10 protein-coding genes are annotated in these 12539 nt (G+C 61.7%); 7 read left to right on the top strand and 3 right to left on the bottom strand.

Annotated features, from left to right (window positions below; all coding sequences use genetic code 11):
• Positions 1 to 46: 46 nt before the first annotated feature.
• Positions 47 to 2800: a response regulator gene (locus LOY69_RS22000; protein ID WP_110594713.1), complete on the bottom strand. Its 2754-nt coding sequence runs from the start codon at positions 2798 to 2800 to the stop codon at positions 47 to 49.
• A 218-nt stretch (positions 2801 to 3018) separates the two neighbouring features.
• On the opposite strand from LOY69_RS22000, the gene LOY69_RS21995 reads away from it, so the two are divergent.
• The 7 genes from LOY69_RS21995 to LOY69_RS21965 all read left to right on the top strand — a co-directional run bounded on the left by LOY69_RS21995 (position 3019) and on the right by LOY69_RS21965 (position 11244).
• Positions 3019 to 3741 (top strand): response regulator transcription factor, encoded by a 723-nt coding sequence (locus LOY69_RS21995; protein WP_110594711.1) that lies wholly within the window; start codon positions 3019 to 3021, stop codon positions 3739 to 3741.
• Positions 3728 to 5083 carry a sensor histidine kinase gene (locus LOY69_RS21990; RefSeq protein ID WP_110651472.1) on the top strand — a complete coding sequence of 452 codons (1356 nt, stop codon included), beginning with the start codon at positions 3728 to 3730 and terminating at the stop codon, positions 5081 to 5083. Before LOY69_RS21995 ends, LOY69_RS21990 begins: the two co-directional genes overlap by 14 nt.
• 116 nt (positions 5084 to 5199) lie before the next feature.
• On the top strand, positions 5200 to 6102 hold the full coding sequence (cysM, locus tag LOY69_RS21985) for a cysteine synthase CysM (RefSeq protein WP_102880559.1): 903 nt from the start codon (positions 5200 to 5202) through the stop codon (positions 6100 to 6102).
• Complete coding sequence (rlmD, locus tag LOY69_RS21980; protein ID WP_265073591.1) at positions 6102 to 7454, top strand: 23S rRNA (uracil(1939)-C(5))-methyltransferase RlmD; 1353 nt, start codon at positions 6102 to 6104, stop codon at positions 7452 to 7454. The genes cysM and rlmD overlap by 1 nt, the downstream gene beginning before the upstream one ends.
• 122 nt (positions 7455 to 7576) lie before the next feature.
• Positions 7577 to 9820 carry a GTP diphosphokinase gene (gene relA / locus LOY69_RS21975; protein ID WP_102880557.1) on the top strand — a complete coding sequence of 748 codons (2244 nt, stop codon included), beginning with the start codon at positions 7577 to 7579 and terminating at the stop codon, positions 9818 to 9820.
• A 24-nt stretch (positions 9821 to 9844) separates the two neighbouring features.
• Positions 9845 to 10678, top strand: a complete 834-nt coding sequence (gene mazG, locus LOY69_RS21970) for a nucleoside triphosphate pyrophosphohydrolase (protein WP_102880990.1) — start codon at positions 9845 to 9847, stop codon at positions 10676 to 10678.
• Between the two features lie 26 nt (positions 10679 to 10704).
• Positions 10705 to 11244, top strand: coding sequence for a DUF2058 domain-containing protein (locus LOY69_RS21965; protein WP_060840548.1), 540 nt, complete (start codon positions 10705 to 10707; stop codon positions 11242 to 11244).
• Positions 11245 to 11346: 102 nt separating this feature from the next.
• On the opposite strand, the gene LOY69_RS21960 is transcribed toward LOY69_RS21965, so the two are convergent.
• Entirely contained in the window at positions 11347 to 11535 is a 189-nt protein-coding gene (locus tag LOY69_RS21960) for a hypothetical protein (protein ID WP_025805664.1), read from the bottom strand.
• A 284-nt stretch (positions 11536 to 11819) separates the two neighbouring features.
• The gene (locus LOY69_RS21955) at positions 11820 to 12533 is read right to left on the bottom strand and encodes a DUF3108 domain-containing protein (RefSeq protein WP_102860742.1); all 714 of its coding nucleotides are present in this window, start codon (positions 12531 to 12533) and stop codon (positions 11820 to 11822) included.
• Between the last annotated feature and the right edge of the window lie 6 nt (positions 12534 to 12539).

The raw sequence follows: 12539 nt of genomic DNA, 5'->3' as shown, positions 1-12539 counted from the left end.
GTGCACCCAGCATGCAGGCCGGGCGCCGGGCAGGTCTTGTCCTGGATCAGGCGTTGATCCGCGCTTCGGCGGCGAGACGGCTGATGGCGTGGTCCAGCTCATCCAGAGCGGCAAAGGCTTTGACGTCTTCCTGCTTGAGCAGGGTTTCGCTGCGCTGGCAGGCGGCGCGCAACTGCGGCACTCCGCAATATCGGGTGGCTCCGTGCAGGCGGTGGACCCGTTCGATCAGGGCGCTGTGGTCGTTGGCTGCACGAGCGGCGTTGATCGCCTCGCGATCGGCCTCCAGTGAGGCCAACAACATGGCCAGCATGTCCGCCGCCAGATCAGCCTTGCCGGCCGCCAGGCGCAGGCCTTCGTCCTGATCCAGCACTTGCAGCTCCAGGTTCAGTTCCGAGCGTTCATTGGCTCGCTCCGGGCCCTGATTGCGCAAGGCCAGCCCGGTCCATTTCAGTACCACCTGGGCCAGCTGCCGTTCACTGATGGGCTTGGTCAGGTAATCGTCCATGCCGCTTTGCAGCAGGGCGCGTTTTTCGTTGGCCATGGCATGGGCGGTCAGGGCCACGATGGGCAGTGGCGTGCCATGACGCTCGCTTTCCCATTGGCGGATCGCCTCGGTACTTTGTCTGCCGTCCATGCCCGGCATTTGCACGTCCATCATCACCAGGTCGAAAGGTTCGTTCTGGATCGCGTTCAGGGCAGCGTAACCGTTGTCCACCGCCAGCACCTTGGCGCCCATGTCCTCCAGCAAGGTCTGGATCAGCAGCAGGTTGGCCGGGTTGTCGTCGACACACAGGACCCGTGGCGCACGGCTGGAGAGGCTTTCCTCCGGCTCGCTGCGGGCCCGGCGCGGGGTGACCAGGTCAGACAGGGCGCGACGCAGTTTGCGGGTGCAGGCCGGCTTGGCCTGCAACTGGCTGTGGGGGTTGGGGACCGACAGGTGGAACAGCGTCTGTTCGGTGGTCGGGCACAGCACCAGGACTTTGCAGCCCAGGTGTTCCAGGTCCCAGATGTGCTGGCTCAGGCGTTCGGGAGACATGTCGTTGGTGGTGATGCCGAGCACCGCCAGGTCTATGGCCTGGTCGCTTTGGTGCACGCCAGTAATGCCATTGGTCAGGGCGTCCAGGGTGTTGAACGGGGTCACTTCCAGGCCGCAGTCTTCCAGTTGATGCTGCAGGGCCTGACGGGCCAGTTCGTGATTCTCCAGCACCGCTACGCGTCGCCCCAGCAATGGCGGACCCGGCAGGTCCTCGGCGTCATCGCGGGTTTTCGGCAGGTTCAGGCTGATCCAGAATTCCGAGCCTTCGCCCGGGGTGCTGTCGACTCCGATTTCACCGCCCATCTGTTCGATCAGGCGCTTGGAGATCACCAGCCCCAGCCCGGTGCCGCCGGGTTGCCGCGACAGCGAGTTGTCGGCCTGGCTGAAGGCCTGGAACAGAGCGCGAACATCCTGGTTGGACAGGCCGATGCCGGTGTCTTGAATGCTGATGCGCAGTTGCACGCTGTCTTCGTGTTCTTCTTCCAGCATCGCCCGGGCGACGATAGTGCCTTCGCGGGTGAACTTGATGGCGTTGCTCACCAGATTGGTGAGGATCTGCTTGAGCCGCAGTGGATCGCCCACCAGGGACAAAGGCGTATCCCGATAGACCAGGCTCACCAGTTCCAGCTGCTTGGCGTGGGCTGCTGGGGCGAGGATGGTCAAGGTGTCCTGCAGCAAGTCCCGCAGGTTGAAGGGAATGCTGTCGAGCACCAGCTTGCCGGCTTCGATTTTCGAGAAGTCGAGGATCTCGTTGATGATCCCCAACAGGCTGTCGGCGGACTTTTCGATGGTGCCCAGGTAGTCCAGCTGGCGCGGCGTCAGCTCGCTTTTCTGCAGCAGGTGGGTGAAGCCGAGAATGCCATTGAGGGGTGTACGGATTTCATGGCTCATGTTGGCCAGGAATTCCGACTTGATCCGGCTGGCCTCCAGGGCCTCCTTGCGCGCCAGGTCCAGCTCGATGTTCTGGATTTCGATGGTTTCCAGGTTCTGGCGCACGTCTTCGGTGGCCTGATCGATGCTGTGTTGCAATTCTTCCTGGGCATTTTGCAGGGTGCTGGCCATGCGATTGATGCCCGAGGCCAGTTCATCCAGTTCGTGGCTACCCAAGGGCGGCAAGCGGGTTTCCAGGTTGCCGTCCTTGAGTTGCGCCACGGCCTGCTTGATCTGGGTCAGTGGGTTGTTGATGGTCCGCCCCATGCGCACTGCCAGCAGGGCTGCACCGGCCAGGCCGGCGGCAATCAACAGCAGACTGGCGAACAGGCTGCGGTAACCGCGCAACAGCATGCCGCTGTGGGACAGCTCCAGTTCCACCCAGCCCAGCAAACGGTCTGATTCATCGGGGATCAGATCACCGGCCAGATTGCGGTGGCGGCCGAAGACCGGCAGTTGGTAGCGGGTCGCGTCATTACCACTGCGTTGCATGATGTGGGTGCTGTTATCGCTGGGCGGTGGATTGAGCATGCTGGGGCCGGCGTGGGCCATGAGCGTGCGATCGGGGGCAAGGAATGACACCGCGCGTACGTCCTGCTGTTCCAGGGCTTGGGTGGCGATGCGTTCGAGCATCGGCGAGTTGCGGTTGCCCATCGCCGGCGCCACCAGGGAGGCCAGTTGTTCGGCGATCATTTCGCCGCGCTGCAGCAGTTGGGTCTGCAGGTCGGAGAGCTGCATCCAGGTGAAGTAGCCGCCCAGTACCAAAGCCATCAGGCTGGTGGGCAGTAAGGTCAGCAACAGTACGCGGCCTTTGATTCCCAGTTTCTTGAGCACGCAACTCTCCTGCTTCCACGCTGTTTTGAAAGGTCGACGGGCACGTCCGTGATGCGCCACCTGCGCAGTGTAACGATTTGCCAGGGGCTGATCTTGGCAAATTGCAGACCGTTAGCCGACAGCCGGAGGGCGGATAGGGGGCTACGACCAAGGCGCTGGTTGCCGCAATCCGGGCAATCTTGAATAATCGCCCAACTGAGAATGACTTGCAGAAGCTAATGACTCCCGTAGCTGTTGAGCCTCCCCGTATCCTGGCAATTGAAGACGACCCGGTGCTCGGTGCCTATGTGCATGAGCAACTGGGGCGCTGCGGCTTTGCCGTGACCTGGTGCCAGAATGGCCAGGAAGGTCTGGGTATTGCGCGTCGGCAAGCCTTCGATGTGGTGTTGATGGACATCCTGTTACCGGGCATGGACGGCCTGGAGGTGCTGACCCACTTTCGCCAGAGTCACTCCACGCCGGTGCTGCTGATGTCGGCCCTGGGAGCAGAGGCCGATCGCATCAGTGGATTCCGCCTGGGCGCCGACGATTACTTGCCCAAGCCCTTCAGCATGGCCGAGCTGCGGGTACGCATCGAAGCCATCCTGCGGCGAGTGGCCCTGGACCGGCGGCCGACACCACCGAAACTCAGCAGCAACGTGCAGAGTCTGCGTTTTGATGACGAGCTGTGTGACGTGTTCTTTGCCGAGCGCCCGGCCGGCCTTACCCGTAGCGAATACCGCCTGCTGGAAACCCTGCACCGCAACGTCGATGAGGTGCTGAGCAAGGCCTTCCTTTATCAGCATGTCCTGCAACGAGGGTATGCGGCCCACGATCGCAGTCTGGACATGCATGTCAGTCAGATACGTCGCAAGCTCAAGGCGCTGGGCTACAGCGAACGTGAAGTGCGTACGGTGTGGGGCAAGGGCTATGTGCTGAGTGCCTTCGATGAACTGGTCTGATCTGCCGGGCCGGCACTCGCTGTTCTGGAAGCTGGCATGCCTGCTGGTGGCGTTCTGTCTGTTGATGATCTGGTTGAGCTGGTCCTGGGGGCGCTATGTTGAGCAGAAGAACCTGTACCTCGCCGATGAAGCCCGGGCTACCTTGCGCAGTTACGCGCAGGAAGCGGAACAAGCCTGGAAGACCGGCCAGCATGCCGGCGTCGATGCCTGGATCCAGGAAATGGCCGGTCGTGAGAAAACCTGGGTCGGCGTCATCGGCAGTGATCTGCAAGCCCTGAGTAGCTACCCGCTGACAGCGGCCGAGGCTCAGCGCCTGACGTTCCTGCGGGGGGCGGATTGGCCGGTGAGCCGGCACAGCCGTGGGTTGCCCTGGCTGAAAATTCCGTTCCCCGATGATCCGTCTCTCGGCAGTCTGGTCATCGAGCTGCCGCAGCGTTTCATGCCCGGGCGATACCGGGTGTTCTGGCGCGTGATCACCAACGGCGTGATCCCCGGACTCTTCACGCTGCTGCTGTGCGTGGGCTTGTACCGCTTGTTGGTGGTGCCTCTCAATCAGTTGCGGGAGCAGGCCAATGCCTGGCGTGCGGAGCAGTTGAATGTGCGGCTGTGCACCGAGACCACTCAGCGCAAGGACGAGTTGGGGGAGTTGGGGCGAGCGTTCGATCAGATGTCCGAGCGGCTGCAAAGCACCGTGGCTGTGCAGCAGCAGTTGCTGCGGGACCTGTCCCACGAGTTGCGCACTCCCTTGAGTCGTCTGCGGGTGGCTTGCGACAGCGAGCAGAGCCTGGGGGCATTGCGTGAGCGCTTGTCCCGGGAAGTCGACGCTATGCAGCGCCTGGTGGAGGACAGCCTGCAACTGGCCTGGCTGGACACCGAGCGGGCACCGCTGCCAGAGGAGCAGATTCAGGTCCAGGCCTTGTGGGAAATGCTCAGCGAGAACGCCTGCTTCGAGAGCGGCTGGTCCCCAGCGCAGTTGCGCTGTGATCTGCCGGCGGATTGTTGGGTGCGCGGGCATCTCAATACCCTGGCCCAGGCTCTGGAAAACATCCTGCGTAATGCCATCCGGCATTCGCCACCCGGGGCTCTGGTCATCCTCGATGGTCGACGTGACGCTGAATATTGGCATCTGTGGCTGGACGACCAAGGGCCGGGGGTAGCGGAAGAGGCGTTGGAACGGATGTTCGATCCGTTCATCCGTCTGGACGGTTCACGGCCGGGAGATGGAGGTTTCGGCCTCGGCCTGAGCATTGCGCGCAATGCGGTGGAGCGCCAGGGAGGTCGTTTGTGGGCGCAGAACACGGCCCATGGCTTGCGTGTTCACATGCGCTTGCTGGCGGCTTGAGACGGCCCTGTGCCGCCTTATATCAATAAGCCATAAGCCCCGCACTTTGCGTGATATGGCGCTTGGGCGTTTGCCGGTATGATAGGCGCCCCCGCAGTCTGGATTGCGAATACGCCATGACCTTGCAGTACCCAACCATCGCCGATTGCGTCGGCAACACCCCGCTGGTTCGTTTGCAGCGCCTGCCTGGCGCCACCAGCAATACCCTGCTGCTCAAGCTCGAGGGCAATAACCCGGCGGGTTCGGTCAAGGACCGCCCGGCACTGTCGATGATCACCCGCGCCGAGTTGCGTGGGCAGATCCAGGCCGGGGATACCCTGATCGAAGCGACGTCGGGCAACACCGGGATCGCCCTGGCCATGGCTGCCGCGATCAAGGGTTACAAGATGATCCTGATCATGCCCGACAACTCCAGCGCCGAGCGCAAGGCGGCAATGACCGCCTATGGTGCCGAGCTGATCCTGGTGAGCCAGGAAGAGGGCATGGAAGGCGCCCGTGACCTGGCCGAGCGGATGCAGGCCGAAGGCCGTGGCAAGGTGCTCGATCAGTTCGCCAACGGCGACAACCCGGAGGCCCACTACACTGGCACCGGTCCCGAAATCTGGCGCCAGACCCAGGGCAGCATCACCCACTTCATCAGCTCGATGGGCACCACCGGCACCATCATGGGCACTTCGCGCTATCTCAAAGAACAGAATCCCCAGGTGCAGATCGTGGGTCTGCAGCCGATGGAAGGCTCGGCGATTCCCGGCATTCGCCGCTGGCCCGAGGAGTACCTGCCGAAGATCTATCAGGCCAGCCGGGTCGATCGCATCGTCGATATGGCCCAGAGCGAAGCTGAAGACGTGACCCGGCGCCTGGCTCGGGAAGAGGGCATCTTCTGCGGCGTGTCTTCCGGTGGTGCGGTGGCGGCGATGCTGCGCCTGTCCCGGGAAGTGGAAAACGCGGTCATGGTCGCGATCATCTGTGACCGTGGCGATCGTTACCTGTCGACCGGCATTTTCGATGCGCCCAACTGATGGCTAAGCACGAGAGAGGCCTGCGCTTCCAGCCTGCGGGCGGTAGCCGGGCCCCACAGATTCCGGTGGGCAAGAAGCAGCGGTTGACTATCCAGCGTCTGGCCAATGACGGCCGTGGCATTGCCTTTGTCGAAGGGCGTACCTGGTTCGTCAGCGGTGCCCTGGCCGGTGAAGAAGTCGAAGCTCGGGTGTTGGGCAGCCATGGCAAAGTGGTGGAGGCCCGTGCCGAGCGCATCTTCAACGCCAGTGATCTGCGTCGCCCGGCGGCCTGCGCCCACGCCGGGCGTTGCGGCGGTTGCAGTGTCCAGCACCTGCCCCATGCCGAACAGCTTGCCCTGAAACAGCGCATGCTCGCCGAGCAGTTGTCCAAGGTCGCGGGTGTCGAGCCCGAGGCCTGGGCCGCTCCCTTGAGCGGTCCCGAGTTCGGCTATCGGCGTCGCGCCCGGGTGGCGGTGCGCTGGGACGCCAAGGGCAAGCAACTTGAGGTGGGTTTCCGTGCTGCCGGTAGCCAGGACATTGTCGCCATCGACGATTGCCCGGTGCTGGTACAGGCTTTGCAACCTGTCATGAACCGTTTGCCCGCTATGCTGCGACGCTTGAGCAAGCCTCAGGCACTGGGGCATGTGGAGTTGTTCAGTGGTTCGGCGCTAGCGGTGCTGTTGCGCCATATGGCGCCGTTGTCCGAGAGCGACCTGACGATCCTCAAGGACTTCTGCGATTTCCATCAGGCGCAATTGTGGCTGCACGGTGAAGGCGAGCCGCAACCCTTTGATCCATCGCAGTCACTGGGTTATCGCCTGGAGACCTGGGATCTGCACCTGGCGTATCGGCCGGGTGACTTCGTCCAGGTCAATGCGGGGGTCAATGAAGCGATGGTGGCCCAGGCTCTGGAGTGGCTCGCGCCGCAAGCTCAGGAGCGGGTGCTGGATCTGTTCTGTGGCCTAGGCAACTTCGCCTTGCCGCTGGCTCTGCAGGTGCGGGAAGTGGTGGCAGTGGAAGGCGTGGCGACCATGGTGGCGCGGGCCGCTGAAAATGCTGCCAGCAACAATTTGCATAACACGCGCTTTTTTCAAGCCGATTTATCCCAACCTCTGAGTGCTGCCGAGTGGGCTGATGAAGGCTTTTCTGCGGTACTCTTGGACCCACCCCGCGACGGTGCTTTCGAGGTGGTCCGCCACTTGGCGAGCCTGGGTGCCAAGCGGTTGGTGTACGTGTCATGCAATCCGGCAACTTTGGCTCGTGACACGGTCGAACTGATCAAGCAGGGCTATAGGTTAAAACGTGCCGGGATCCTCGATATGTTTCCTCAGACGGCGCATGTCGAGGCCATGGCGTTATTCGAAGCGAGCTAGGATGGCTTGTCTAATCCGACTGATCTTTCTGGTGTGGTTCGCTGGCCCTGCGAGCTGTGCCCGAGCGTTGAAGATCAGCGATTTGACGCATTGAATGTGCGTCGTAGGGAAGGTAAAGCAAGATGGTACAGGTGAGAGCGCACCAGCCGATCAACACCGACGGCAGTATCAATCTCGAGGCATGGCTTGATCATACGGTCAGCGTCGACATGGTACTGGACCGTGAAGCCTTGAAAGAGGCCTGCGAGTTCGCTCGTGAGGCCGAGCTACAACACATTGCCGCCAAAGGCCTGAGCTCCGAGGACGTGTCGAGTTTCAGCACGGGCCTGGAGATCGCCGAGATCCTTGCCGATCTCAAACTGGACCAGGATTCCCTGGTCGCCGCGGTACTGTACCGCGGCGTCCGCGAGGGCCAGATCCAGTTGCCGGCGGTCAGCCAGCGTTTTGGTCCGGTGGTGGCCAAGCTGATCGATGGTGTGCTGCGCATGGCTGCCATCACCGCCAGTCTCAGTCCTCGCCAGTCCCTGGTACTCGGCACTCAGGCCCAGGTTGAGAACCTGCGCAAGATGCTGGTGGCCATGGTCGATGACGTGCGGGTGGCGCTGATCAAACTGGCGGAGCGGACCTGTGCCATTCGTGCGGTGAAAAGCGCCGACGAAGAGAAGCGCAATCGAGTGGCCCGGGAAGTCTTCGACATCTACGCACCCCTGGCTCATCGCCTGGGCATCGGCCATATCAAGTGGGAGCTGGAGGACCTGTCCTTCCGGTACCTGGAGCCCGAGCAATACAAGCAGATCGCCAAGCTCCTGCATGAGCGGCGCCTGGATCGCGAGCGCTTCATCAGCGACGTGATGAACCAGCTGCAGAACGAACTGAAGGCCACTGGGGTCAACGCCGACATCAGTGGGCGGGCCAAACACATCTACTCCATCTGGCGCAAAATGCAGCGCAAGGGTCTGGAGTTCAGCCAGATCTACGATGTGCGCGCCGTGCGGGTGCTGGTGCCGGAAATGCGTGACTGCTACACCGCACTGGGCATCGTGCATACCTTGTGGCGGCATATCCCCAAGGAATTCGACGACTACATCGCCAACCCCAAGGAAAACGGCTATCGCTCGCTGCACACCGCGGTGATCGGCCCTGAGGGCAAGGTGCTGGAAGTGCAGATCCGCACCCACGCGATGCACGAGGAAGCGGAGCTGGGGGTGTGCGCCCACTGGAAGTACAAGGGTACCGACGTCAAATCCGGCTCCAACCATTACGAAGAGAAGATCTCCTGGCTGCGTCAGGTGCTGGAATGGCACGAGGAGCTGGGGGACATCGGTGGCCTGGCCGAACAGCTGCGGGTGGATATCGAGCCGGATCGGGTGTACATCTTCACCCCCGACGGCCACGCCATCGACCTGCCCAAGGGCGCCACGCCGCTGGACTTCGCTTATCGGGTGCACACCGAGATCGGCCACAACTGCCGTGGCGCCAAGATCAACGGGCGCATCGTGCCGCTCAACTACAGCCTGCAGACTGGCGAGCAGGTGGAGATCATCACCAGCAAGCACGGCACCCCGAGTCGCGATTGGCTGAACCCGAACCTGGGTTACGTCACCACTTCCCGGGCGCGGGCGAAGATCGTCCACTGGTTCAAGCTGCAGGCTCGCGATCAGAACGTCGCCGCCGGCAAGACCCTGCTGGAACGCGAGCTGAATCGTCTCGACCTGCCTCAGGTGGACTTCGACAAGTTGGCCGACAAGGCCAACATGAAGACTGCCGAGGACATGTTCGCGGCTCTGGGTGCGGGCGATTTGCGCCTGGCGCAACTGGTCAACCTGGCCCAGCAACTGGTGGAGCCCGAGCGCGGCAATGAACAGCTGGAACTGATCCCGCGCAAGGCCGCCGGCTACAAGCCGGGCAAGCGTGGCGACATCCAGATCCAGGGCGTGGGCAACCTGATGACCCAGATGGCGGGTTGCTGCCAGCCGCTGCCGGGGGATGCGATCGTCGGTTACATCACCCAGGGTCGTGGCGTGAGCATTCACCGCCAGGACTGTGCCTCGGTGCTGCAACTGGCCGGTCGCGAGCCGGAGCGGATCATCCAGGTCAGCTGGGGGCCGGTGCCGGTGCTCACCTATCCGGTGGACATCATCATTCGCGCCTACGACCGTTCCGGCCTGCTGCGTGACGTGTCCCAGGTGCTGCTCAACGAGCGGATCAACGTACTGGCAGTCAATACGCGCTCGAACAAGGAGGACAACACGGCGTTGATGTCCTTGACCATCGAAATTCCGGGCCTGGATGCATTGGGACGTTTGCTGGGGCGCATCTCCCAGTTGCCGAACATCATCGAGACCCGGCGCAATCGAACCCCGTGATGCCTGCATGAAATGGATGAACTGATGTACAGCCTTGAAGACCTGCTCCACCTGATGGCGCGCCTGCGGGACCCGCAATACGGTTGCCCGTGGGACATCAAGCAGAACTACGCCAGCATCGTTCCCCATACCTTGGAGGAGGCCTATGAGGTCGCCGACGCCATCGAGCGCGGCGACTTCGACCACTTGCAGGGTGAGCTGGGCGATCTGCTGTTCCAGGTGGTGTATTACAGCCAGCTGGCCCGGGAGGAGGGGCGCTTCGAATTCGATGGGGTGGTGGACAGCATCACCCGCAAGCTGATTCGCCGGCATCCCCATGTATTCCCTACTGGCGACTTGTACGCGCCGCTGGATATCCCGCGGCTCGATGAGGAGCAGGTCAAGGAGCGCTGGGAGCAGATCAAGGCCGAGGAGCGGGCAGAGAAGTCCGACGCTCCGCAGCAGTTGTCCCTGCTCGATGATGTGCCGGTGGCCCTGCCGGCCCTGTCCCGCGCGGCCAAGTTGCAAAAGCGCGCGGCGCAGGTCGGCTTCGACTGGCCGGACGCCCTGCCGGTTGTGGACAAGGTTCGTGAAGAACTGGACGAGGTGCTGGAGGCCATGGCCGACAACGACCCGGCGGCCATCACTGATGAAATCGGTGACTTGCTGTTTGTCGTGGTCAACCTGGCCAGGCACCTGAAGGTCGACCCGGAAACCGCCTTGCGCGGTGCCAATGCCAAGTTCGATCGGCGCTTCCGATTTATCGAGCAGGCATTGCGCGACACCGGTCGTCCCGTGGAAGATTGCACCCTCGAAGACTTGGATGCCCTGTGGGGTGAAGCCAAGCGTCAGGAAAAGAATTTGCCCAGCTGTGGCTGAGGCCGTTGCCTAAGTGAGTAAGCACCATGAGCCTTTCCCTTCGCGACCAGTTGCTCAAAGCAGGGCTGGTCAACCAAAAGCAGGCCAAGCAGGTCAGCAAAGACAAGCAGAAGCAGCAGCGCCTGGCCCATAAAGGCCAGATCGAACTCGATGACTCCCAGCAGCGCGCAGCCCAGGAAGCCATGGCCGAGAAGGTCAAGCGTGACCAGGAGCTCAATCGTCAGCAGCAGGAGAAGGCCGAGCAGAAGGCCCGTGCAGCGCAGATCAAGCAACTGATCGAAGTCTCGCGTCTGCCCAAGCTGAACACCGAGGATTACTACAACTTCGTCGACGACAAGAAGGTCAAGCGTCTGTCGGTGAACACCCTGATGCGCAACAAGCTCAGCAGTGGCTCCCTGGCCATCGTTCATCACGGTGGTGGTTACGAGGTGATTCCGCGGGAGGCGGCGCTGAAGATTCAGGAGCGCGATCCGCGGCGTATCGTACAGCTCAATACTCCCACCGAGGCGCCGGATGAGGATGATCCATACGCAGCCTATCAGATCCCTGATGATCTGATGTGGTAAGCATCTTGTAACGACCAACCCCGCTCATGGCGGGGTTGGTCGTTTATGGGGGGCGGGTGGGAATCCGCGTGGAGATTCCGGCGCTCCTGCGCTGACGTTGAGTCAGGAACTCTGAGGCGCGCGGTTCTGCTCGAGTTTTTCCAGTTCAGCCTTGTAGTTGTGGGCGTCGCTCTCGGAATGGAACATGCCCACCAGCATGTCTTGTTGATGTACATCCCAGATCCGTACACCCGCGGCTACGCCTTCATGGGACATATGTGAATCGTCGCGTTCAGTTACTTTTACAGTCATCTGCTAGCTCCAATCTCGGTTGATCTGCAGCAAGGCGTGTGCAGGGCTCTTTTATATATTTTGTTAGCTTGCTAAGTAAATTGTCTGAATCTGCAACAGACCTTTGCAGGATCGGCGACAATCCCGCAGCCCGCGAAAACCGTGACATTTTGCCGCAGTCGGCGAAGTTTCATGACAAAAGTTTCATCTTGGAGGGCTTGCCCCGGCGTCTGGTAGGCGGACATGGAGTGACATTTCAAGCAAAAAAAAGCCCCGCTTTCGCGAGGCTTTGATCGTGCTGCGGCTTAACTGCCTTTGACTGTCTTGCCGTTGACGGTGCCGTTGAGGAGCATGATGTTGTACTCCTTGCCGTCGGTTTCCACCTGTTGCAGGCGTACCAGTAGGTAATCCCAGTCCTTGGCGAACCACATCACGGTGATGCGTTTGCTCTGTGTCGGGTCGCGCACGCGCTCGACCTTGATCGCATCGATCTGGCCGGCCTTGGTGTCGACCTTCTCCGAGCCCAGGACGCGGAAGTCATAGGTGTCGACTTCACCGCCATCGACCACTTGATAGCTCATGGTCTTCTTGCCGGCGGCTACGTCATGCTGCAGGGCCAGCTGGTAGGTGGATTTGTCCACCATGCCGGTATTCAGAGGCAGCTTGACCGCATCGCCGCGGTCGGTGCCGGTGACCATCTTCGCGCTCCAGTCGAAGTCCAGGTCGGCTTTCTTGGCCTTGCCCAGACCACCGCGTTCGAAGTGATAGGACTGGGGCACCAGGGTGTCCTTGTCCAGGGTCAGGGTGCTTTCTTCACTCAGGCTGGCGATCATCATCGATGCCTTGAAGCTGAGTTTCCACGTGCCGTTGGCGGTTTTTTCCAGGCTGCGTTCAGCTGTGCCGCTCATGGGCAACTGCTTCCAGTCGGCGGTATAGCTGGCGGAGAACGGTTGAAGGTCTGCCGCCTGCACAACCGGCAGGGCGAACAGAGCACAAGCGAAGAGCAGGGCGCGACGCATAAAATC

The sequence above is a fragment of the Pseudomonas sp. B21-059 genome (assembly GCF_026016285.1).
GTDB classification, from domain to species: domain Bacteria; phylum Pseudomonadota; class Gammaproteobacteria; order Pseudomonadales; family Pseudomonadaceae; genus Aquipseudomonas; species Aquipseudomonas danubii.
The sequence above is the reverse complement of the archived record's forward strand: the minus strand, read 5'-3'. Positions and strand labels throughout refer to the sequence as shown.